The sequence below is a fragment of the Agrobacterium sp. A3-95 genome, from assembly GCF_053521785.1.
In genome coordinates, this window is record NZ_JBNWDR010000015.1 from 1 (window position 1) to 23,579 (window position 23,579).

The following is a 23,579-nucleotide window of genomic DNA, read 5'->3' on the forward strand; positions in this document are numbered from 1 at the left end:
TCAACGTGTCGATAGTCGTTAGCCATAAGCCTATACCCAAGCCTGTGCTTGAGCCTTTCTGCTTATGCCGACTGTCCGGTCGAAATGGGGGGCAGTTCAAGGGGCGACTGCCAGATATCGGTCATGGCTCATAATCGGGCTCAGATGCAGAGATTAGCAAGCGTAATCTCCGCATCGCTACCGCACACTCATATTGACCGATAACGCGAGTTACATTTGATGTTTCGTTCCCGTGCCTAGAAATTTTGTGGCGATGAGAAAATAAAAACAAAGGCGTCCTTGGTTCCTATCCTTTCAAGAGCTAAATCTAGCAATTGTTTTAGATTGCGTTCCCTCGGACAGGATTGATGATTTCGATCCCGTGAAAATCTCGTTCATTATCGGTGACAACAACGCAGCTATTGGATTGGGCGATGGCAGCCACAATCATGTCCAGCGCACTACGCGGGCGGCCGGTTGCCCTTGTGCCATCAGCTCTCCCCAAACGAGGGCTGCCTTCTCGTCAAACGAAAGGATGCGACCTGCGAAGAGTGACAGCGGCCCCTCCTTGCCTCCAACCAAGTTTCGAGAGCAGTTCGCTTTTTACCCGCCGGCTTCTCGAATATTTCTCGGTGTATCGCGGCGATAGCGAGAGACGCGATGAACAAATCACCGTCAAATTGTTCAGCCATCCATGTCAACAATGACGCTGAAGGCTCTGGTTTCGTGATATTGCTGAGAATGTTGGTGTCGAGCAAATAGCGCACTACAAATCGATCTCGCGACCTTCTTCGCGTGAACGGTGTGTGTCGAGATCTGCTCCAACCAGTTGTGTTCGGCGAAGTGCCGCGACAATCCCTCCCTTTTTTGGCGGCTCTCCAGCGAGAGTTTCGCTTACAAAGGCTCGTAGATTGGCTGCTTCCGGGCCATCTTCGGCCAATCGGCGCGCAAGTGATCTAATCAGGCTGCGATCACTATCGCGCATTTGCCCATCCATTCTCATCCGATACCTGAGGCGCTGTCATGCTCTATTTATCCATCCATTTCCATCCAATTTCTACAAGAGAGTTTGTCAGGTCTATTAGGTGATGGTGAGCTAGGTGATTGGCCAGTTTTCACTCGAGCGAACCACCCTTTTTAACGCGAGACGAGCAACCAACACAATCAAGGGTTTCAGCGACTCGCCTATACATCTCTTACGTCTGCAGGGAGGAGGGGAGAGCAGTTTCATGCGCGCGGCCTGATCACAGGATCATTGGTTATATTCTTGCCCGATTTGCACATCGATACGTTGAAGATGAAGAGCTGGAATTTTCAGTAAGCCCCGTAGAGCGCCCACGAGAACAGCCTGCCCGAATCTATCGGTCAGGCTGCTCTCGCGGCCCGCATGTCAGAGCACGCTGACGTTCTCAGCCTTCGATTTTCCGGTTTTGCGGTCCTGGCCGACTTCGAAGCTGACTTTATCGCCTTCTCTGAGCGAGCCGCCTTGCTGCAAAGCGGACACGTGAACGAACACGTCCGTTCCGCCATTCTCCGGCGTGATGAAACCAAATCCCTTGTCATCATTGAAAAATTTAACAGTACCGGTGGGCATGACAGTTCCTCTCCAATTCCCGCAGCCATTTGACTATGCAATAGGCTTTTTATAGCGCGATTGCTTGATCAACAACCGCCAACAGGGCAATAGCGGCATCGAGGCTTATTTTTAGAGGAGATGGGCTATTTGGTCGTGTTGACCGCTGCCTCGAGCTCTTCAATACTTTTCATCATCGCTTCGAAGCTAGGCGGCGTTGCAAAGATCATCGCCGACATCCTTTCGTAGTCGACGGCGAGTTTCTTGCGCATGTCTGGTGTCGGTACGAGGCGATATGTTCCTGGCACGGCCCGATCATATCGGTGGTCGGGAGATCGGAACATCAGTTCCTTATGCTGTCGGCACGCCTCAGCGAGTTCACGCATCGAAGCCGTTGCCAGTCCGTAGTCCTGGTGTGTCCAAATCTGGTGGACGTCGTAATAGTGGCGTGAATATCGATTGAGGTCCGGGATCCTTCTCTCCGGGTCTACTTCTGCGCTGCGCTTTTCGGTCGTTTCCGTCATCGCGTGCAGAATGAGAACCTTTTCCCAAAACGTCCTCTCCGGCCTGACGGTCGTGACGTAGGGAACAGTGAAATCGCTTTCTCCCATCTCCGTGGCGACATAGGCCAGAATCGTCCGCGCCTCTGCCGGGAGTGGGTCTGGACGCGCTCCGCCCTCAATACGAACTGATGGCTCAACATAGCCCGCGCTTGTATCGAAAACGCTTTTGTATCCGACCACGAGAACGTCGAGGGCATCTTTCTTCCGGTAGGCATCGTAACCGAATTTGAGAGAGAGATGCCCGGCTTGTCCGATCTCGGCCTCGACCGCAGCAATCTCTTGGCCAAGACTTTCCTTGAGGGGCCCGGAGATATACTGACGCGCGGCCTCGTCGACTTCTTCCGCCAGCGCCTTTTGCTGCTTGGTCACCGAGGAGAGAGCGGCGATTTCACTCTCAGTCGGCACTTTGAGATCGGTTTTGTAAATGCCGATATCGATATCCTCGGAGAAGCGATTGATCAGGCCGTAGGCTTTGCTGAGGCTGGTTCCACCCTTGAAGTAGAGGCCGATCGGGTCGCCGGTGCGCCCATTAAACAGGAAGTCGAGGACCCAGCAGACGTAGAGATCCTTTTCGATATTCTCAGCGCGCGTCTGCAGCTCGGAAGCCACTGTTTCAAACAACGCCCGGCGCTCATCGGCGCTACTGCGAAGCACATTAATGAAGCCCTGACGCATTTTCTTCCTCTGTGACGCGAGTGTCGCGCGTTATTGTATCCACTACGGGATACATCCAGGCAGGGAGTGCGCGAATGTTATCGCGCAGATCCTCGACGATTAATCGCTTTTGCGAGCTTTGCGCGAGATGACGGACCACGCCGTCGATGATGGTTTCGAAATTAGATCGTTCATCTCGAAACCAGGTCAGGGCCTGGACGATTCGCATCGCAGGTCGCCCCGCCCAAAAGGCCGTTTTTGCCGCTATTCTCTTGAAATCGAGCCGGTAGATTACCGGCTTCGTTGCGTTCGGATCGCCGGAGTTGGCTTCGATCTCTATCGTGCGGGGGTAGGTATCCGCATAGATCGTCGAACGGGCGGGGACAGCTGTCGTCAAGCCAAGGTCGTTAGCGGCTGTCATGCCGTCAACCAGGACCCGCAACTTGTCACGCCGCGCAATCGCGTCGACGAACGCGGCCCGGGGTGGGAATACCATTTTCCCAGTCAGCTGGCTGATGCCTGGCTTGTCGTAGAAGCCTCGATATGGGCGCCGGATATCTCCGCGGGTAGTGAGCCTCTGCAGCGCTTTTTCGACCGCATTGGGCGTTCCGATATCGAGGAAGTCGTCACGCGACCATACGCCTCCGGGGGACGCGGCAGCTATGCGATCGTGAATGCGCTTAAGAGTGTCTGATGTGGGATCCGGCATGGTTGTCCTACTTTCTGACCGAAGATTATATACAAACTTTGGTCACTAGCAACCACCGCTGTTTTACTGACCAATTTTTATATCGAAATATTGGTCAGTAGCCTAAGTACAAAGTCGGCGTAGTGGGAGAGCCGACGAACCGTTCGCTCAGTCTTAATGACGAAAATTTGCTGCATTCAAGAAGGCAGCGCAGGAGAGGGCCGGGCAATCGCAGAGCCGTCAACATTGGTCACGAGGCGTTGTGATTAACAGCATTGGGTTTGGTGTATCCCTATTGCTGATCCCCTTCTTCTTGATATTTGTGCCTATACTCGGATTTTCGTACCTACCCGAAATTCTACTGTTCCTGAAGTCGGTGAACAGCGAAATTAGCAGCGAGCTGGGTGCCTCACCGAATGCAGCTCAGGTTACGATGGCTGCAGTGAATCGACTTCTCTTGATTGGCACGCCGGTCGCACTTTATTTCTGGTTGGTGCGCATTCTCGTTCGATACAATTCAATGGCACTCGCTTTGAGGGAGCCTCGCGTATTTAGCGACGACCGAATTTATTTGAAATGAGTTCTTTTTTAGTTTTTGACGCGGAACCTTTTTGGTCGAAATCGAGTTTAGGGTCATCGATCTAAGCGAAAATGAAAGAGTTCTGTAATTGAACGTACTTCGGGCAGGCAATCTTTCGTCGTGGATCATCCGCTTGGCGGAGTTTTCATCCTATTGACCCTCATGCAACCAATAGCCGACTTCGCTGCAATTGTCCGGGGAATGCCGCAGCCCTACCTCATCCTGGACCAGGACTTGAGGATTGTGGGTGCAAGCGACAGCTATCTCCGCCTTACGGATCGCACACGCGATGACATCGTCGGGCGACATATCATCGAGGCTTTTCCCGAAAATCCCGACGCTGTTGGCACAGTAGAGCAGGGTCCTTTGGAAGTCTCGTTGCGACATGTCTTGGCCACGGGCAAGTCGCACGAGATGGCTGTCATCCAGTACGACATTCCTCGACCAGAGGGCGGTTTTGTGCAGAAGTTCTGGACTCCCGTCCATACCCCTGTTGCCGGGAACGACGGAGTGATCGAATATATCATTCAAAACCCGATGGATGTGACGGAGAGTGTCGTCAAGTCTCGCGAAGCCGATGCTCGGTTGCGTATTGCCCATCACGCCGCAGACCTCGCATCCTGGGAATATGAGCCTGAGACAGATATCTGGCGGCGGAGCCATTCTGTCGATGAGTTGTTTGGGTTTGAACCGGGTACCGGGGGGCCCGTCGCCGCGCCGTATTTTGCAAAGATGCATCCCGACGATCTTCCGAGAGTCAGAGCAATCGTTGAGAGTGCGATCGGCAGTCCTGATTTGACGGTGCTGAATTTTGACTACAGGATCGTTTTGCCAACGGGCAACATCCGCTATGTCGCCTCGCGAGGCGAAGTTTTGAGAACGTCCAGCGGCACGGTCCGGATGATCGGTGTGTTGATGGACGTAACCGCGGATCGTGCTCGGGAGGCGAAGCTTTCCAATTCAGTCCAAGCCCAAGAAGAACTTTTGCAGCAGAAGGATACCCTGCTGGCGGAAGTGAACCATCGCGTTAAAAACAGTCTCCAGCTGGTCGTCAGTACGCTTCGACTGCAGGCCCGCCGACTAGAAAATCCAGACGTGATCGAAGCCTTCGAGCAGGCCATCGGCCGGGTCAGGGCGATCATCTCAGTCCACGAGGGGCTCTACCGGACAGACAATTCCCTATCGGTGGATATGGCAGACCACCTTACCAGGCTGTGCCTTGATCTGACTAGCTCCGCTACAAGTCGTCAAATCGAAGTCGATGTCGATTCGATTGCGCTGACGACCGAACGCGCAATACCGGTATCTGTCATCGTGAACGAACTCATCGCCGAGCGATCACGTCGAACCGAGGACATCCCGTCTCCCGTTCATCTATCGCTAAAGCAGCTTTCCTCGGGTTTTATCGCGCTGACGGTCCACGATCAGCACGCTTCTCCGACAGATGCTCCAGCGAGCCAACTGTCGTCGAAGCTCATTGCAAACATGACAGCGCAGATCGAAGGTGAGTTTCACGAAGAGATAAGCTATGATGGTCTTCGAGCAACCGTGACTTTTCCAGGGAAAGGCACCTGATGCCTCTACGGGTGATGATCGTTGAAGACGAAATGCTGCTGGCACTCGACCTGGAAGACATGCTTCTTGATGCGGGCTACACGGTCGTCGGGCAGGCGTCCGACATGCCGCAAGCCATTGCGCTCGCCGAGAAGGTAAGCGGTGGGGTAGACGTCGCCATCATGGACGTCAATCTCGCTCGCGGAACAAACGGTGTCGAAACCGCCGCAGCTCTTCGCCAGCGCTGGAACATTCCATCCCTGTTCGTCAGCGGAAACCTTGATGAGCGCACGCGCGCCGAGGCACAACAGTGGCATCCCATCGGTTTCGTCGGAAAGCCCTATTCGGAACGCGAGGTTCTCTCTTCACTGATGCAGGTCGCCATTTGAACCTGCATGATTTATATTTGCGGCAAGGGCATCATTACGGCTATTAAAGTCCCTATATGAGATCGTGCCCATAACTCCGCGGCAGTGCCGGAAAGGCGATGGTCGATGGATCAAAGCACAAGACATTCTACACCCTTGTCTTCGCTCTCTAAAGCTCTTGCGAAAATAGCGCGCGCACGGAGTGTGGATGAGGCAGTCGACACAATCCGAACCAGCGCACGTTCCCTCATCGGATGTGAAGGCATGGCGGTAATCCTTAGGGAAGGCGACCTCTGCCGCTACGTGGAGGAGGATGGGATCGGTCCTCTCTGGAAAGGTCACACATTTCCAGCGGTCGCTTGCGTCAGCGGGTGGTCGATGATCAACAGGAAGACGGCAGTCATTCCCGATATCTCGACTGACGACCGGATACCGCAGGAACTGTACGCGAACACGTTCGTGCGGGCGCTAGCAATGGCGCCTGTTCGTGCAGAGCAGCCGATAGCTGCGATTGGCGCATATTGGTCGCAGCCATATTCTCCTGCAGAGTGGGAGATCGGAATACTTGAGGCGCTTGCGGAAGCTACAGCGGCCGCTTTCGAAAATGCCGAGTTCATCGCGGCTCTCACCAGACCGCGCATTAAGCCTGCAATTCCGCATCTTCTGGTGCAGCAGAGCGACTTTTCTGAAGACATCAGCCGCGTCTCGGGGATAGCTGCGGTTCCGAGGGTCCTCGACGTCGTGCTGCAAATGACGGGGATGGGATTTGCAGCGGTTGCACGCGTAACCGAAACCCGCTGGATCGCGTGCCAGGTCCTTGACCCGGTCGGGTTCGGTCTAAAACCGGGCGACGAGTTGCCGATCGAAAGCACCCTTTGCAATGAGATCAGAGGGCACCGCCAGACCATCGCTTTTGATGACGCCGCCGAAGATCCTATGTATCGCGACCATCACACACCTCGTATTTACGGCCTCAGGGGATATATATCCGAACCCATCATACTCTCGAATGGCATGTTTTGGGGAACCCTTTGTGCGATCGACCCAAACCCCGCGAAGGTGAAAAACCCGCAGGTTCTCGAAACGTTCAAGCTGTTTGCAGAACTCATTGCCCATCATCTCGACACTGAGGAACGGTTGAGAGCGACCGCGGCATCGCTGGAGAGCGAGCGTGAAATCGCCGAACTGCGCGAACAGTTTATCGCTGTTCTCGGACATGATTTGCGTAATCCGATCGCTGCCTTGAACGCAGGTACCAGCCGGCTCATGAAGGAGGGATGGACCGAACGCAGTTCAGTCATTCTAAAACTCATGAAAACGAGCATATCTCGTATGTCGGGACTTGTTGACAACGTCATGGATCTGGCAAGAGTGCGGATGGGTGGGGGTCTCTCGCTGACGCTGTCAGAGGGCGATATGAGCGACACGCTTCAGCACGTGGTTGATGAGCTGCGCGTGGCTCATCCTAACCGCGAGATAAACGCGTCTTTCGCTTTTCCTAACGCCATCACGGTTGATCATCCGCGAATAGCCCAAATGGTATCAAATCTGCTGTCGAACGCTGTCGTGCACGGCTGTGAAATGATGCCAGTGAAGATCACGGGCGAGGATGAAGGTGGCGTCCTGAGGATTTGCGTCGTGAACGGCGGCTCCGCAATCCCGCCAGGCCAGATCGACAGTATGTTTCTTCCGTTCAGGCGTGGTGAAGGTCGGTCGGGTGCACAGGGCCTGGGTCTCGGGCTGTTTATCGCGTCTCAGATTGCCCATGCACATAGCGGGCAGATTGAGGTGAGATCGGACGAAGTTGAAACCCGTTTTATGTTTCAAGCAAAGAGTCAAAGCTAGGTGTATGAATAACTCCTAGTCGGATTTTTGAAGCGAGGCAGGTTCGTATCCTTTCAAGAGCTTCACTGGATCCTTTGAGCCTTGGGTCACATTTTGAAACATGACTATCTCTCGCCGACACGTAGCCAACTCAAAAGCATCACTCCCAGGATTTTGCGCCCCAGATCGCCGCGCGAGCGCCGTCTCGCGAAAGCGTCTCCAATTATCTATTTCGTGCCGGTTTTATGAGTTTGTGGAACGTGTCGTCTGCCGCCCCATGAACTCCGTCAGGATGCCACCGGCACAACAACCCGCCCGCGCACAGCCCCGTCGAGAAACTTGGGCGCCGTCTCGATGACGTCGGAAAAACGCACTGCTGTGATCATCTTCTCGAGCTTGCCCATGTCGAGGTCCGAGGAGAGCCGTGTCCACGCTTCGAGACGATCGGGCTTCGGACACATCACGCTGTCGACCCCTGCCAAAGTCACGCCGCGCAGGATGAAGGGAGCGACAGAGGCGGGCAAATCCATGCCCGCCGCCAGACCGCAGGCCGCCACAACGCCGCGATAGCTCATCATCGAAAGCATGTTTGCAAGCACGGTGCTTCCTGCAACGTCGATCCCGCCGGCCCACCGTTCCTTGCCAAGCGGCCTTAGCTTTCCGGTCAGCTCGGCGCGGTCGATCACGGAGGACGCACCAAGCTCACGCAGGTAGTTTGCTTCAGAGGCGCGGCCGGTCACGGCTGCCACGGCATAGCCTTTTGCCGCCAACAGCGCGGTGGCAACACTGCCGACACCTCCAGCTGCGCCGCTGACTATAATCTCGCCTTTGTCGGGCGTGATGCCATGCCGCTCCAAAGCCAGCATGCAAAGCATCGCCGTGTAGCCAGCAGTGCCGATCGCAGCAGCTTGCCGCAAGTCGAGGCCATCAGGCAGCGGCACCAGCCAGTCTCCTTTGACGCGAGCACGCTCGGCCAATCCGCCCCAATGGGTTTCGCCAACGCCCCAGCCATTGAGGATGACCTGGTCCCCGGCCTTGAAGTCCGGATGGGTGCTGTCTGCGACCGTGCCGGTGAAATCTATGCCCGGTACCATGGGGAAGCGCCGAACCACAGGCGCCTTGCCAGTGATCGCCAGCGCATCCTTGTAATTGAGAGTCGAATAGGAGACGTCTACCAGCACATCGCCTTCAGGCAGGTGCGCTTCATCGACTTGGGTTAGCGATACGGTCTGATTATCGTCGACATTCTCAATCAGGATGGCTTTCAAAGCGGGTTCCTTTCAAGGTTGAAGAGATCGGCTTTCGATCAGACGAAAAAAAGTCATGGCGTAGCGGCGGAGGGGCTCCGGACGCAGTTCAAGCTTGGCGCGAAGCACTGCGCCTTCCCAGCCGATCCAGAAGGTCTCGGCAAGGATATCCGGGTCCTGCTCGGGATCGATCATGCCCTCCGCTTGCGCTTGACGCAGCACATGCGCCGTGCGTGCCTGCCATCCCTCCAGAGTTCTGGTGAGCGCGGCGCGAAAATCGTCTGGCAACGCCCCCATCTCTTGTCCCAGATTGCCGACGAGGCAGCCGCGTCTAAAGCCATGACGAGCCATGCCTTCCTCTGCCCTTGTCGTAAAGTCTCGCAGCCGATCGAGGGGTGCCCTTGCTTCCTGGAGAAGGGTTTGGTCGAGCAGCTCAACAAAATAGTCGTTATATGCTGCAACGAGCGCTAGGCCGAAATCGGCCTTGCTGCTGAAATGATGGTAGAAACAACCCTTGGGCACGCTGGCAGACTTCAGGATTTCATCGATGCCGACCGCGGAATAACCCTTCTCGGTGAAATGCTCGAGCCCGGCTCTTACGAGATTTTGCCGTCTTGTCGATTCCTCCGGTGCCAGGCGCGGGCGACCGCGCTTGGGCTTTTGACTTTGGGCGAGTGAAGGGTTTTGCTGAGGCATGGCTTTTAATAGACCGGTGGGTCTATTAAATCAAGGAGGGACTTTTTAGACCGCTAAGTCTGTTTACTGAACCCAAACTCGTTTGATTGCGTCAAATGCAGCGACGATAGAAGGATCGCTCATACGCGCTTCCAGACAGAGGAAACTTAAGGTCGTCGAGAGCTTCACATTATCAGCGATGACCAGTCCATGAGACTGCTGTTCATAAAGGGCAATCGATTCCCGGCAAAGGCTCAGCCCTATCCCTGTGCGTGTCATGGCAATCATTGACGCTTCCTGATCCACCTGGGCGACAATCTGTTGGCGAACGCCAAGATTGGTGAACAGGCGTGCCAGCATCCGGTTATGGACCGATGCGGGTGGGGTGCCGATCCAGGGGAGGGAGGCAAGCTGTAACCAGTTGGCCCCTCGAACAAAGCTGGCGAGCGATGGCGGCGCGACAACGCAATAGGTCAATTGCGCAAGTGCGCGAGAGTGAAAAAGCGACGCGGTACTCCCTCCAGTAATATCGGTCGGCGGGTCATAGTCCCTTGGATCACCAAGATAAAAACCGGCGTGGAGTTCGTTTCGCTTCAGCCTCTCCGGCACATCGCCGCTCATGCCATGACGCAGCGTTGTCTCGATACCTGGCCCGTTTTCGATAAGTGCTTTCAGAAACGCCCCTAATCGTGTGAACTCTGGATCGATGATCGTACCGATCCGCAATTTTCCCCGGACGCCGGTCGATAAACGCCCGGCTGTCTGGCCGAAGTCCGTCAGCGCCGCCAGCACTTGCTCGGCCTTTGCCGCCAACAGTGCACCTTCCTGTGTCAACTCCAAACCTGTCGAGGTCCGCCGGAACAGGGTTAGCCCGGTGTCAGCGGCCAAGCGTTTCAACTGAAGCGTCACCGCAGGCTGCGTGACGTGCAGGTGCTCGGCGGCGCGGGTGACGTTCCCTTCTCGCCCCACGGTAACAAACGCTCGCAATGTTCTCAGATCGATACCTTCCAGCATATTAATTTCACTTATAATGCTTGGTCGAATTTGTCATTGGATTTCACGAGCGAATGTTGGCTATGCCTGCATATAAAGCAGGGAGGAAGCATGGCATGCCACTGCAAAGTGTCCAGTCTTATAATTGTGTGGTGTTCCATCGCGATTGGAGGGTAACCCAATGAGGAATGGTGGTTCCGGCAATTTTCACGACGTTTTTGACTACATTATTGTTGGTGGTGGCTCTGCAGGCTGCCTGCTTGCCAATCGCCTCAGTCGTGACCCGTCAAAACGTGTCCTGTTGCTGGAAGCCGGCCGCAAGGACGACTACCCTTGGATACATATCCCGGTCGGGTATCTTTATTGTATCGGCAACCCACGCACCGACTGGCTTTACAAAACCGAGCCGGACGCCGGACTGAACGGTCGTTCGCTACGCTATCCTCGCGGTAAGACGCTTGGTGGCTGCTCGTCGATCAACGGCATGATCTATATGCGTGGTCAGGCACGCGATTTTGACGGGTGGGCAACGGCAACCGGCGACGATGCCTGGTCTTGGCAAAATTGCCTGCCCGATTTCAAGGCGCATGAGGACCACTACCGGCTGGACCATGGCGCAGACCCGAAGACTGGTGGCAACAGCAGGTTTTCCGACATGCATGGCCATGGCGGCGAATGGCGCATCGAGAAGCAGCGGCTGAAATGGGATATCCTCGAATCCTTTGCAGAAGCCGCGGTGGAAGCGGGCATTCCGCGTTCGGACGATTTCAACAGTGGCGACAATGAAGGCGTCGGCTATTTCGAGGTGAACCAGCGCTCGGGCTGGCGCTGGAACACGTCCAAGGCTTTCCTGCGCCCAGCGAAAAACCGCGCAAACCTGACGATCTGGACGCAATCTCATGTCGAGCGTTTGATCCTTGCGAACGAGGCATCTGGTCGCAAGCGGTGCATCGGTGCTATTGTTGAGCGTCAAGGGCAGCGCGCGGAGGTTGAGGCGCGGGGAGAAGTCATTCTGTCGGCCGGCGCCATCGGCTCACCACAAATCCTGCAATTATCTGGCATCGGTCCAGCGGGATTGCTGAAGCGTTTCGGTATTGAGGTCAAACACGACCTGCCAGGTGTCGGAGAAAATCTTCAGGACCATCTGCAGATCCGTGCCGTCTTCAAGGTCGGTAATACGAAAACGCTGAATACGCTCGCCAACAGCGTCTTTGGTAAAGCGATGATAGGGCTCGAATATGCGTTGAAACGCAGTGGTCCGATGAGCATGTCGCCCTCGCAGCTGGGCGCCTTCACCCGTTCGGACGAACGCCAGGCCCACGCCAATCTGGAGTATCACGTCCAGCCGCTCAGCCTCGACGCCTTCGGCGAACCGTTGCACACTGTCCCCGCTTTCACAGCCAGCGTTTGCAACCTCAATCCATCGAGCGTGGGCAGCGTTCGTATTCGCTCCAATAAGGCGTCGGACGCGCCGGCGATTGCGCCGAACTATCTCAGCACGGACGAAGACCGCAGGATTGCTGCCGAAAGTCTGCGGCAAGTGCGCAAAATCGTGTCGCAGCCAGCATTGGCGAAATATAGGCCGGAGGAGTGGAAACCGGGCCCGCAGTTCCAAAGCGATGAGGAGCTGGCGCGGCTTGCGGGCGATATTGCCAATACCATCTTCCATCCGGTTGGTACGACGAAGATGGGCGGGGATGACGATCCTATGGCGGTTGTCGATAGTCGCCTCAAGGTTCGAGGAATCGCGGGACTGCGGGTCGTCGATGCGGGCATCATGCCGAAGATCACCAGTGGTAACACCAATGCGCCGACGCTGATGATCGCCGAAAAGGCAGCCGGCTGGATTGTTGCTGACGCACACGCATAGAAAACTATTGGGGGGAGGTTACAGGATGACATCAATAGCACGTTCAACGCTTCCGCTTTCCGGCGTTCGAGTGGTTGATTTTGGGCAGTATATTGCTGGCCCGGCCGTGGCCATGATCCTTGGTGATCTCGGCGCGACCGTCGTGCATATCGATCCACCCAGCGGGCCGCTCTGGGACAATCCCGCCAACGCCATCCTCAACCGCAACAAGCTGATCGTCGCACTCGACCTCAAAACGGAGAAGGGTTTGCTTGAGGCGAAAGCGCTGGTGGCCGAGGCTGATATTGTGATCGAGAACTTCCGCCCCGGTATGCTTGCCCGGCTCGGGATCGATTTTTCGACTTTGCGTAAATCGCGGCCTGAGCTGATCACCCTGTCTATCCCAGGTTTCGCCTCCGACGATGAACTCCGCCGGGACTGGCGAGCCTTCGAGACAGTCATCGCAGCCTCGTCGGGCGTCTTTACGGATATGGGCTTAAACCGCGTTCTTATGGGTATCAACCCGTCTTTCTCGCCGCTCCCACTCTCTTCCGCATATGGTACGATGCTTGCGGCCTCCGCGACGGTGTTGGCGCTTCAGGCGCGTGAGCGCACCGGCCACGGCGATCATATTGAGGTGCCGCTGGCAAGCGCCGTCATGGAGGGCCTGTCCTACAATTCCATTCTGATTGACGACTATCCGTTGCGTTATAAAACCCAGCGCGAGCGGGAAATCGAGCGTCGGCGCGGCGAGGACCTGCAAATGGACATGTCTTTTGACGACCTCCAGGAGTTTCTCGATCCCTTCTATCGCAGCTATAGGTGCGCCGACGGGCGGATGTTCTACGTGGTCTGCCCCAGCCACAAGAACCATGCCAAACGCTGCCTGCAAGCGCTTGGCATTTACGACGAGCTCGTTGCTGAAGGACTGCGCGAGGAGGAAGACACCTATCGTCCATTTTCGCAGTGGTCTTCGGACGTTTCGCTCGGTGTCTATCCGCTCCCAAAATTCTGGGCTGACAAAATCGCGGCTCGCATGAAGGATGTTTTCCTGACCAAAACGGCTTCCGAATGGGAACGTGTCTTCGGAGAAGGGCTGTTTCCGGGTGCGCCGCAACGCTGGCTGAAGGAATGGATCGCCGACGATCATGCCAAGGCTGCCGGCCTCATGATCGAAGTGGACGATCCGATCTTCGGCCGCATGACCCAGCCGGGGCCTATGGCCTGGCTGCAGGAGAGCGCCGAATCTATGTTAACGCCAAGCCCGAGACGTTGGGGAACGGCCAAGGAGGCGCTAGCACTGCTCGCCGGCATGGAGCACCCTTCCTTGCCGGTTGTAGCGAATGAGGCCCCCGGCGGCTGGCTGGACGACGTCAAGGTTCTCGATCTGTGCAATGTGATCGCCGGTCCGCATTCGGTCGCCTATCTTGCCCGCTTCGGTGCGGAGGTCATCAAGATCGATCCGGCCAAGCCGCTCTATGACTGCTGGAACACCGTGATCTTCGGCATGTCCCACATGCGCGGGAAACAGTCCGTGCTGCTGAACATTGGTTCGCCCGATGGCCGCATCGTGTTCGAAGAACTGGTGCGCTCAGTCGATGTCGTTGTCTGGAACGCCACCGACCGTCAGGTCAAGGCGATGGGTCTCGATGCCGAAAGCCTGAAAGCGCTCAACCCCCAAGCGATCTTCTGCCAGCTAGATTGCTTCGGCGGCGTGCGCACCGGTCCGCGTACCGACTATCTCGGCTATGACGACCTCGTGCAGTCGGCAACCGGCATCATGTTACGTTTCGGCGGCTCCATGGACACGCCGGAGGAACACGCCCATGTCGGTACCATTGACGTAATGTGCGGTTTCGGCGCTGCGCTCGGCATTGCAGCGGCTTTGTATCAGAAATCCAGAACCGGGGTCATCGGCCGTCCGCGGACCTCGCTGTCAGCGCTTACCGGTCTCGCCCAGATACCCTTCTGCTATGACTATGCCAACCGAGGTCCCTTCGATGAGCCTTCCGGTCGCGAGACCAAGGGATATAACGCCCTGTCGCGTCTCTACGAAACGGCGTCGGGGGATCATATTCTCCTCTGTGCTTCGGAAGTTGATTTGCCACGCTTCGGCAGGGCGGAGGGGCTTGAGGCAATTGTCGAGATGGCCGCATCCGATCGCGAGCCCTATCTGGCGAAAGCCTTCATGACGGCACCTGCTGAAACCTGGCAACAGCGCCTGCAGAAAGCCGATATCGGCGTATCTCTCTGCGAGAACATCGAGGAGATCCGCAGCCGCAGCGCCCGCATTGCCGACGACACGCCGGGGATCGACCGGGGCAGTTATTCATTCTCGGTTTTTCCAGACCATCCGAGCGGGCACACCGTCACTCAGCTCGACCCCTTCGCCATCCGTCCGGCAGTCGGCAAGGTGACGGCTATAACGCCAGCGGAGAAGTACGGCGCCTCCACGCGCGCCGTTCTCCGCGACCTGAACTACACCGATAACGAGATCGATCGGTTGATTGCATCCGGCACGATCAGCGAGAGTTGGAGCGCAGAGTATCTGCCGACTTAGCAGGAAACGGTAGCTTCGTGCCCTGAGGAGGATACCGAAGCCACTTGCGGCCCGTCCAAGTGCGCGATGGCGTTGACGGGTTAGATATTCAACCTCCCACCTTGGGAGGAAGTGCCATGAAAAAACTTCTTGCCTCGACATTCCTTATACAAGCACTTTCGAGGCTGCCGGGGTGAAAGTGATCAATCCCTAGTCAAGATATGATCACACCGCACTGTGATCTGCTTATCGTAGTGTGACCCGGAATAGCTTCGCTCATCCTTGTCCACGGGAATAGGGAGATCGAAATACCAATAGTCGCGTTATTTGACCGTCACAGTCACGAACTACCCTTCCAAACGGAAGTCCGCCGCAAATTAGTCACCCAACGTCCGCCGCATCAGCTCCGTGAACAACGTCCGGTAGCTGATGTCAGTCTCTCTCGGCCTTTTAACCTGGCTGCAATCCAACAAGAGTTCAGCTGTCGTTGGGTCGTAAACATTGAGGCGGAAGGAACTGATATGGAAGGCCGGAAAATGAAGGGAAAGCCCCCAAACCTGGATGTGGATGCCTCAAATGCTCCAGTCTCCAGATGGAAACACCGGCGCAACGGGAACCCTCATCCATTACGTCAAAGTCACCCCGTTGCCTTCACCGAATGACCGGCCGCCCGCAATAGCGCCATCAGCACCGGCCCCAGCGAAAACTCACCTCGCTTGGCCCGATTGGTTAGGTCTCTGAGATACCCGCCGGCCGAATTGATGTGGCCGCCCCGCTCGAGAATGCAGGCGATCGTCACTGCCGCGTTCTCCGGACCCATCACCTCACAGGCCTCCTGATATGCGGACGGGCTCACCCCGAGCATCGATCTGACCACCACGGCGGCCGTCATGAGTTCTCGCCAGTTTCTGATCTGGCCTTCAGGCCCGTAGTTTGAAATCTCGGGGCAGGCGCGCAAGACGAGACCAATCGGAAAAGCCTTAATCGGCACATGTTCGGCCTGCTTATTCTGGCTCGGCTTCGCCTCCTGCTCTTTTTCAGAGCTAGGTTCAAGTTCATTAAGGAGGTTGGTATTTGAATTCTGTATGTGACGCTCATTTTGGGCATCATTGGTGGTCATTTCTGAAGAAAAATCATCGGAATTCAACTGGTTGATGATGTTCTGCCGCAAATTATCCATCTCGATGCCCAAATCTCTCAGTTCGTCGAGCGTCGGGTTTCGAGGAATTCGCCTGACAGCGGCCAGATATTGTTCTTCCAGCTCGTCCCAATCGCCTGCAGCTCCCTCTTCGACGGCAGCCGTAATCAGCTTGCGGATATCCCGCCGGCAGATCGTTAGGTTCTCCTTTGCCCTGCGGAACGCGATCCGATCGGCAGCCACCTGCTGGGCAAGGCATGCCAGTTCCTCGGCGCGCATCAAAAGCGGCGATATGTCAAAACCGAAGGCGTGCTCAATCGAGCCTTCACCATCCTTTCGGGCGTAGCGTTTGCCGTTTGCACTATCCTTGCGGATGATCAGTCCTGCATCGACAAGCAGGGCAAGATGACGCCGCAGGGTAGCGCCCGCAATGCCATGCGCACGAATTGACAGCTGGATGTTCGACGGGAAAACGATAAGCTGTGCGTCCTGGCGCAGCTCATTTTCAGGATAGAAACTCAAAAGCGCATCGAGCACCGCAAGGCTGCGATCCTGCAGACCAAGCACCTCTCGCGCCTCCGATGTGTCGCGGAAGACTTTCCATTTGTCTGCCGACTTGCCTTCCTTGATCCTGGTCGTGGCAATCTGCTGCTTCACAAGCGCAAGCGTTACCGACCGCCGCCCAAACGGCGTCGTCACTTGTCCACCTTCCATGTCCCTCGCCTCTTCAAAAAGGCAAAAGAATTACGCTCACCAAAACGGTGCCAAAGACTCTTGACTAGGATTCATGGAAATGCGATTCTCTAGCTCTCACACGACGAGAAGGGCTTCCATGACGGCAACGTTTCGGGGGCCTTTTTCTTTTGCGCGTTTTCCTTACTTAAAGTGGTTCCGAAGTCTGTTTCTCAGCTTCAGTTCAAATCTTTGATCTTTCGCGCGTGAACCGCTCAGCCAGTGATGGCAGCTGCGCTTCGATGAAACGCAGGAATTCTGCTCCGGCCGGTGTATCCGCAGAAATACGGATATCCTTGTTCGTGCGCGAAAAGCTGCCAAGTGGTTCGCCTGCGGCGCCGGCAATCATCTTGCCGGCCTTCGACGGTGCGGCAGGTTTCAGGGCGTTAAAGGCGGCCAGAAACTTTTGATCGGATCCAAGCCGGCTTTGCGTAGCGGCCGAAAGCACCCTGCGCACTTCATCATGCAGGTCAGGCTGTTCGGAGAAAGCCTTTGCAAACTCCACCCACCTTGGACGACCGACCTTGGCTGCCCGACCAATTGTCTCGACGATATCGAGCGGAAGTGCGCGATAAACCGCTCGCATTCGTGCAAGCTCGGGATCGTCGATAGACAATGCCGCCTTGATATCACGAGGCTTCACATCGGCATCATCCATACGGCGAGCAAACAGGGTGCGCTCGATCCAGGTCAGATCCTGGCGATCGGCATTTTCAATACCCTGCGCAATGACAAGTTCGACGTCGGAAATCTCGACTTCGATCGCCTTGACCGGAATTCCAAGATCGCGCGCTGCCTGAAGCCGGCGATGGCCGTAGATTACCTGATAGCGATCGGGCGATGCTGGTGACTTGCGGACCTGGATCGGGACCTTTTGCCCCTCGGACTTTATCGAGTTCCTGAAAGACTCGAAATCCGATGCGTCGTCATCTGGAAGACGATCGGGAAAGGGAGAGGGATCGACCTTTGACGGGTCGAGCTCTCTGATCGCACCACCACCCGATTCAACAAGCGCCTTGAGGCGGTCGCGTTCCGATTTGATGTCGTCGATCGCCCTGTGCGCCGCACCGATCACGCCGGCACCGACACGGGCAGTTGGTGCAGGTTGCTGCGGGGAGACAGGAGCATCGGTCGCCAGCCGGTTTTCAAGTTCCGCCGACAGCAGGCCAAAATTTGCAACGATGGATTTACGCGATGACTTGTTGGTCATGTGCGTCCCCAGCTGGTGTTGATGAGTTTCACGACCGCTTCGTTGACGGCATCAACCGCCTCGCGTGCGCGTTTATGCGTGTCACGGCCGATCTGGCCCATTTCGAGTTCGTAGATCGAGCGCTTTGCAAGTCCTGCTGCCTCGACAGCGGTGCTTTCAATCAGCGTCGGAAGAAGCACATCCGTTCCGAAGAGATGGCGCATCAACGCAACGACCTGAGACTGTGGTGCGTCGTTGGGATCATGGCGGGTAATGAGATAGCGGATGAAATCCTGATCAAGCTGTGCTCCGCTCTCATTGAGCACGCTTATCAGGTCCCCCATCATCAGGAGAAACTGGCTCATGGATGCGACATCGAGCATCGCCGGGTGTACCGTGATAATCATGCTGGTCGCAGCATAAATCGCACTCAGCGTCAGAAACCCGAGAGACGGCGGAGTATCGAGAATGACGACGTCATAGTCCTGATCAACCTCGGCAAGAGCAAGCTTCAACCGTTCGAAGAAGATCGCTCCCGAGCCCGATTTCTGCGCCAGAACCCGCGGCGTTTCATGCTCATATTCCATCACTTCGAGGTTGCCGGGTATCAGATCGATCCCGTCGAAATAGGTCTTGCGGATGATATCCCGGATTGGCCGGCGCTCGGCGTCGTCGTAGCGAAGAGCAGCGTAGATCGTTTCGTTGGCACCAACGTCAAACTCAGGTTGCGCGCCGAACAGTGCAGAAAGTGATGCCTGCGGATCGAGATCAAGAGCAAGGACGCGGTAGCCCTGCAGGGCGAGATAATGCGCAAGATGGACGCAGGTCGTGGTCTTGGCACTGCCGCCCTTAAAGTTGGCGATCGCAACGACCTGGAGATGCTCGCCCTCGCGTCGGCGAGGAGAAAATCTCAGCGCTTCAGAAGGCTTCTGGGCGGCAAAGAGCTCGCGCAATTCATTGATCTGAGCAAGCGTATAGACACGATGGTTATTTTCCAGCCGGCCAGGGATCGGTCCACGGCCTTCGCTCGACATGAGTTTCAGCGTAGAATCGGGTATTGAGGTCAGCTTGGAGACTTCGTTGGTGAGGAACGGTCGCAGGCTTTTCTCCGACTTCGGAGGATACATGCGGGTGCGAAGGTCCTGCAACTGCTGAGACAGAAGACCCGCATGGCGCATGATCTTGGCGCCCGCGTCTTCCTTCTGACCGCTCGTCATTTCTGCGTGTTTTGCTATCGCCATATTTTCCTCTTGGCGGGCATTCGCCGGTTTGCCGACCATCGTCCGCCAAAGGTACAACATGATTCTGTTTCGCCGTCCAGTTATTTACGGTTAACCGGATCTTGACGTCCATGGTTGAGAGGGGAATAGGCGCGCCCATTTTATAAATTATAATCAGATACTTATAGAATATTTCGGGCATCCTGACCCTGCGGGGCAACTGCATTTTTGCTCGGCAATCAAGGTCATCAGCGTTGGTCGAAACGAGATTTTCAATACAAAAAATCTACCCCATGGCGAATCGAACGACATTCGATCTCAAGAGGCAACCACTCGGCCATACTAAAAGGGGCCGGCTGCGAGCCGATCTATCGGATTCTGTCTGACCGGCGACCACCGCCGTTTTTACGTTAGCGATAATAGTGACAGCGGATCGATCGGCGAGGGGCCGTCACAAAACGACGGAGGGATCAAAGCAGCTTTTCAACACCGTCTACCGAGTCAAAGTGCTTCCCGCATGGAGGCACGTTCAACGATTTCGGTTTTCAGAACGACCTTGCGGACCGTCTGACCTTTGCCATTTAGCCGGTCGACCAGCAACCTGGCCGCCGTCGCACCGAGATCGTAGACGGGTTGGCGCACGACGGTCACGGGAGGCGTTGTTACAGACGTCCAATCCGCATCATGGAACGATACCAGCGACAGGTCATCCGGGATGCTAAGCCCCAGTTGACGGTGAACCTTGAACACCTCCAGGCCGATTATACTGTCCGATGCAATGATTGCCGTCGGACGCTGCGCCGACTGGAGCATTTCGGTAACGATGCGATGCGTCTCTTGCTGCGTGACGGCACCGACCTGTACCCAGCTTTCCATGTTGGTCAGACCAGCCTCACTGCACGCACCAAGATACCCTTCGATGCGTCGCCTGACCGAACCGGTACTGATGTCGTCTGCACTGCGGAACCGATGATCCGGCGTGTCGCAGGCGGTTAAATAGGCGATGCGGCGGTGGCCGAGCGCAATCAGCCGGCGTGTAATATTCTCGGCGGCATGCCGGTCGTCGGCAATAACGGTGTCGACATCGAGCGTGTCGCTTCCACGATCGAGCAACGCGAGCGGCAGCCCCGAGCGAATAACCTCATGCAGATGCTCGACATCGTTTTCCTTGGCCGGCGAGACGATGAGACCGTCGACACGCTTGGCAAGCAGAGTGCGGATGGCCGCTCTTTCCGCAACGACGTCTTCACCCGAGTTAATGAGGATGACGGTGAAGCCTGCCTGCCGGGCAATATCCGTGATGCCTCGCACGGCAAGGCTGAAAAAGGGGTTTTCAATATCTCCCACCACGACGCCGATGGTGCCTGAACGACCTGTCGTCATGCTGCGAGCAAGCTCATTGGGGCGATAATCGAGGGACTGAGCCGCTGCCAGGACCGCCTCTCTCACCCGGTCGCTGACGGTTCCGTAGCCACCCAGCACGCGTGCAGCCGTTGCCTTTGAGACGCCGGCTTGGCGTGCGACGTCAGCTACTGTAACGGAAGGAGTTTTAGGTGGGTTCTTGTCCATAAGCGGTAGCCTTACAAGAGAACTTGACGACTGGCAAATGCGAAGATAACAATTGCCAATACCCAAAGAGACCGGTCTCTTTCTGATTGAGACCGGTCTCAGAAATAAAAAGACTTCCGACATGCGAACTGCGTGGGCCGGGTAGGTGACATCATGCGCCGACCGGGTGGGACCCGTGCGCCTTGAATTTATCGCAGACAACGACACCAGAGGAGAAGAAACCAATGCAATTTACCCAAGCCTTAACATCCGCCTTCGCAAAAATTCGCGCGACCACGGCCGCGATCACACTCGGTGTCCTTGCAGGCGCGGCTACGCCCGCACTTGCCGACAATCCGCTTGGCCTCATCGATCCCGCCACCATCAGTGTCGGCACGATGGGCGATGCCAAGCCTTATGCCTTCACCACCGCCGACGGCAACTTTACCGGTTTCGACATAGAGTTGTTCCTCAACGTAGCCGAACGTCTTGGGTTCAAGAAGGAACAGGTGGTGTTCACCGGCCAGGAATTCTCGGCCCTGATGCCCTCTGTCGCCAACGGCCGCTTCGATGTTGCGGCCGCTGCGATCGGCACGACTGCCAAGCGCAAGGAGACCATTGATTTCTCTGATGGTTATCTTGCAGGTTTCTTGAGCGTCCTCACTTCGGAGCCAGGCATCACCGATGCAGCGGGTCTCAAAGGCAAGCGTCTTGGTGTGGTGCAGGGTACACTTCAGGAGATTTATGCCGAGAAGAATTTTGTCGGCACCGATCTCGTGAAGTTCCCGGACAACAATTCTGCCGTTTCCGCACTCAACAACGGGACGGTCGATGCACATTTCCTCGATTTCGAGGCTGCAAAGGACTATTCCGCCCGTTATCCGGCGCTAAAAGTCGCAGTCAACATTCCGAGCTTCGACGCGCCCGCCGGCTTCGTCATCCGCAAGGGTAACGATGCATTGCGCGAGGCGCTTAACAAGGGCCTGAAAGAGGCCATGCAGGACGGCACCTGGAAAAAGCTGCACGAAAAATGGTTCCCCGGCACGCCGATGCCGCAGGCATATCTTCCCAAGCAGTGATGCCACCTTCCGGTCCGGCCTTTACCGGTCGGACCGGCCTTTCTTTCAAGGGATATCCTGATGAACTGGCTTGAAAACCTGCGCCGTAGCTTCCTCGACTGGAATGCCATGGCCGAAGTGCTGCCGACCATGATCACCGTTGGTCTCAAGAATACGCTGATCCTGGCTGCGACCTCGACTGTGCTTGGCGTCGCCATCGGCATGATGCTCGCGATCATGGGCATTTCCCGCTCGCCCTGGCTGCGCATTCCCGCTCGTCTTTATACCGATATTTTCCGCGGCCTGCCGGCCATCGTCACAATTCTCCTCATTGGCCAGGGTTTTGCCCGCATTGGCCGCGAGCTCTTCGGTCCATCGCCTTATCCGCTCGGCATTCTGGCACTCAGCCTGATTGCCGGTGCCTATATCGGCGAGATTTTCCGCTCTGGTATCCAGAGCGTCGACCGTGGGCAGATGGAGGCATGCCGGGCATTGTCGATGAGCTATGGCCAGGGCATGCGCCTTATCGTCGTGCCGCAAGGCGTGCGCCGCGTTCTGCCGGCCCTCGTCAACCAGTTCATCGGCAACGTCAAGGATTCGAGCCTGGTCTATTTCCTCGGGCTTCTCGCCTCAGAGCGTGAGATCTTTCGCGTGGGACAGGACCAGGCGGTGGTGACCGGCAATCTGTCACCGCTCCTGCTGGCAGGCGTATTTTATCTCGTCGTTACCGTGCCGCTTACCCATGTCGTCAATGCGATCGACAATCGTCTGCGGGTTGGCAAGCAGCGCCCCTCCGTCATCACCAGCGGACTGGAGGAAGTCAGTGAACTCGACAGTGCAGCTCGCGCGACTGGCGTCTCGTTCAAGGGCGGCAGCCTTGATGTGCGCCGTCTCGGTATGGCCTATGGCGATCTTGATGTGCTGAGGGGTGTCGATCTTTTAGTCAAGCCAGGCAGCGTCACCTGCATCATCGGCCCGTCCGGATCCGGAAAATCGACTTTGCTGCGTGGGCTCAACCGTCTGGTCGAGCCGAAGAGCGGCGATATTCTTATCGATGGCGAAAGCATTCTCGCAATGAAGCCGGAAACGCTGCGCCGCCGGGTCGGCATGGTATTCCAGCATTTCAACCTCTTTCCCGACCACACGGCGCTGGAAAACGTCATGCTGTCGCTTACGAAGATCAAGGGCCTGCCCGCAGCCGAGGCCGAGCGCATCGCCAAGGCAAGGCTTGCCGATGTCGGCCTTGCGAGCCGCCAGCACCACCGTCCGGGCGGTCTTTCCGGCGGGCAGCAGCAGCGCGTTGCCATTGCCCGTGCGCTTGCCATGGAACCGGAGGTTATCCTCTTCGACGAGGTGACGAGCGCGCTCGATCCGGAATTGGTCAAGGGCGTGCTCAACCTCATGGCCGAGCTCGGCACGCGTGGCATGACCATGGTCGTCGTTACGCACGAAATGGGATTTGCCCGCCGGGTGGCCGATCAGGTCGTCTTCATGGACGAGGGGCGCGTCGTTGAAGCCGGCACGCCAGAGGCAATATTCGACAACCCGCAAAGCCCGCGTCTCCAACGCTTCCTTGCGGAAGTGCTCTGAGCGCCGGGAGGAGAAACC

Annotated in this window: 18 protein-coding genes and 1 pseudogene; 7 read left to right on the plus strand and 12 right to left on the minus strand. The window is 56.5% G+C overall.

Going from position 1 to position 23,579, the window contains the following annotated elements; translation table 11 throughout:
* Positions 1-319: 319 nt before the first annotated feature.
* The 5 genes and pseudogenes from ACQZ5Y_RS26580 to ACQZ5Y_RS26600 form a co-directional block, all read right to left on the minus strand.
* Positions 320-746, minus strand: a pseudogene (locus tag ACQZ5Y_RS26580) (PIN domain-containing protein).
* Positions 746-982 (minus strand): hypothetical protein, encoded by a 237-nt coding sequence (locus tag ACQZ5Y_RS26585; RefSeq protein WP_236763227.1) that lies wholly within the window; start codon positions 980-982, stop codon positions 746-748. The pseudogene ACQZ5Y_RS26580 and the gene ACQZ5Y_RS26585 overlap by 1 nt, the downstream one beginning before the upstream one ends.
* A 387-nt stretch (positions 983-1,369) precedes the next feature.
* Entirely contained in the window at positions 1,370-1,573 is a 204-nt protein-coding gene (locus ACQZ5Y_RS26590) for a cold-shock protein (RefSeq protein ID WP_065658963.1), read from the minus strand.
* Between the two features lie 125 nt (positions 1,574-1,698).
* Positions 1,699-2,790 carry a nucleotidyl transferase AbiEii/AbiGii toxin family protein gene (locus tag ACQZ5Y_RS26595; RefSeq protein WP_112524679.1) on the minus strand — a complete coding sequence of 364 codons (1,092 nt, stop codon included), beginning with the start codon at positions 2,788-2,790 and terminating at the stop codon, positions 1,699-1,701.
* The gene (locus ACQZ5Y_RS26600; protein WP_065658961.1) at positions 2,771-3,478 is read right to left on the minus strand and encodes a DUF6088 family protein; all 708 of its coding nucleotides are present in this window, start codon (positions 3,476-3,478) and stop codon (positions 2,771-2,773) included. Before ACQZ5Y_RS26600 ends, ACQZ5Y_RS26595 begins: the two co-directional genes overlap by 20 nt.
* 679 nt (positions 3,479-4,157) lie before the next feature.
* Here ACQZ5Y_RS26600 and ACQZ5Y_RS26605 point away from each other — a divergent pair.
* From ACQZ5Y_RS26605 to ACQZ5Y_RS26615, 3 genes are all read left to right on the plus strand, one after another.
* Positions 4,158-5,612, plus strand: coding sequence for a histidine kinase dimerization/phosphoacceptor domain -containing protein (locus tag ACQZ5Y_RS26605; RefSeq protein WP_174051784.1), 1,455 nt, complete (start codon positions 4,158-4,160; stop codon positions 5,610-5,612).
* On the plus strand, positions 5,612-5,980 hold the full coding sequence (locus tag ACQZ5Y_RS26610; RefSeq protein WP_065658958.1) for a response regulator: 369 nt from the start codon (positions 5,612-5,614) through the stop codon (positions 5,978-5,980). The genes ACQZ5Y_RS26605 and ACQZ5Y_RS26610 overlap by 1 nt, the downstream gene beginning before the upstream one ends.
* 105 nt (positions 5,981-6,085) lie before the next feature.
* Positions 6,086-7,804, plus strand: a complete 1,719-nt coding sequence (locus tag ACQZ5Y_RS26615) for a sensor histidine kinase (protein ID WP_174027656.1) — start codon at positions 6,086-6,088, stop codon at positions 7,802-7,804.
* Positions 7,805-8,070: 266 nt separating this feature from the next.
* Here the strand turns inward: ACQZ5Y_RS26615 and acuI are convergent, their stop codons facing one another.
* The 3 genes from acuI to ACQZ5Y_RS26630 all read right to left on the minus strand — a co-directional run bounded on the left by acuI (position 8,071) and on the right by ACQZ5Y_RS26630 (position 10,719).
* Complete coding sequence (gene acuI, locus ACQZ5Y_RS26620; protein ID WP_065658955.1) at positions 8,071-9,051, minus strand: acrylyl-CoA reductase (NADPH); 981 nt, start codon at positions 9,049-9,051, stop codon at positions 8,071-8,073.
* A 12-nt stretch (positions 9,052-9,063) separates the two neighbouring features.
* Positions 9,064-9,726, minus strand: coding sequence for an acrylate utilization transcriptional regulator AcuR (gene acuR, locus ACQZ5Y_RS26625; protein ID WP_112291723.1), 663 nt, complete (start codon positions 9,724-9,726; stop codon positions 9,064-9,066).
* Between the two features lie 63 nt (positions 9,727-9,789).
* Complete coding sequence (locus tag ACQZ5Y_RS26630; protein ID WP_174051782.1) at positions 9,790-10,719, minus strand: LysR family transcriptional regulator; 930 nt, start codon at positions 10,717-10,719, stop codon at positions 9,790-9,792.
* A gap of 160 nt (positions 10,720-10,879) precedes the next feature.
* Between ACQZ5Y_RS26630 and ACQZ5Y_RS26635 the strand changes: the two genes are divergently transcribed.
* Together ACQZ5Y_RS26635 and ACQZ5Y_RS26640 are read left to right on the plus strand one after the other, a co-directional pair.
* Entirely contained in the window at positions 10,880-12,568 is a 1,689-nt protein-coding gene (locus ACQZ5Y_RS26635) for a GMC family oxidoreductase (RefSeq protein ID WP_112524667.1), read from the plus strand.
* Positions 12,569-12,593: 25 nt separating this feature from the next.
* Positions 12,594-15,107, plus strand: a complete 2,514-nt coding sequence (locus tag ACQZ5Y_RS26640) for a CoA transferase (RefSeq protein WP_174051780.1) — start codon at positions 12,594-12,596, stop codon at positions 15,105-15,107.
* Between the two features lie 616 nt (positions 15,108-15,723).
* On the opposite strand, the gene repC is transcribed toward ACQZ5Y_RS26640, so the two are convergent.
* The 4 genes from repC to ACQZ5Y_RS26660 form a co-directional block, all read right to left on the minus strand.
* Positions 15,724-16,938, minus strand: coding sequence for a plasmid replication protein RepC (gene repC, locus ACQZ5Y_RS26645; RefSeq protein WP_174051779.1), 1,215 nt, complete (start codon positions 16,936-16,938; stop codon positions 15,724-15,726).
* Between the two features lie 202 nt (positions 16,939-17,140).
* Positions 17,141-18,166 (minus strand): plasmid partitioning protein RepB, encoded by a 1,026-nt coding sequence (gene repB, locus ACQZ5Y_RS26650; protein WP_025591774.1) that lies wholly within the window; start codon positions 18,164-18,166, stop codon positions 17,141-17,143.
* Positions 18,163-19,446 carry a plasmid partitioning protein RepA gene (gene repA, locus ACQZ5Y_RS26655; protein WP_003518687.1) on the minus strand — a complete coding sequence of 428 codons (1,284 nt, stop codon included), beginning with the start codon at positions 19,444-19,446 and terminating at the stop codon, positions 18,163-18,165. Before repA ends, repB begins: the two co-directional genes overlap by 4 nt.
* 420 nt (positions 19,447-19,866) lie before the next feature.
* The gene (locus ACQZ5Y_RS26660) at positions 19,867-20,934 is read right to left on the minus strand and encodes a LacI family DNA-binding transcriptional regulator (protein ID WP_080802245.1); all 1,068 of its coding nucleotides are present in this window, start codon (positions 20,932-20,934) and stop codon (positions 19,867-19,869) included.
* Positions 20,935-21,158: 224 nt separating this feature from the next.
* Between ACQZ5Y_RS26660 and ACQZ5Y_RS26665 the strand changes: the two genes are divergently transcribed.
* Complete coding sequence (locus ACQZ5Y_RS26665; protein WP_003518685.1) at positions 21,159-21,992, plus strand: ABC transporter substrate-binding protein; 834 nt, start codon at positions 21,159-21,161, stop codon at positions 21,990-21,992.
* Positions 21,993-22,052: 60 nt separating this feature from the next.
* On the plus strand, positions 22,053-23,561 hold the full coding sequence (locus ACQZ5Y_RS26670; protein WP_013637619.1) for an amino acid ABC transporter permease/ATP-binding protein: 1,509 nt from the start codon (positions 22,053-22,055) through the stop codon (positions 23,559-23,561).
* Positions 23,562-23,579: the final 18 nt, after the last annotated feature.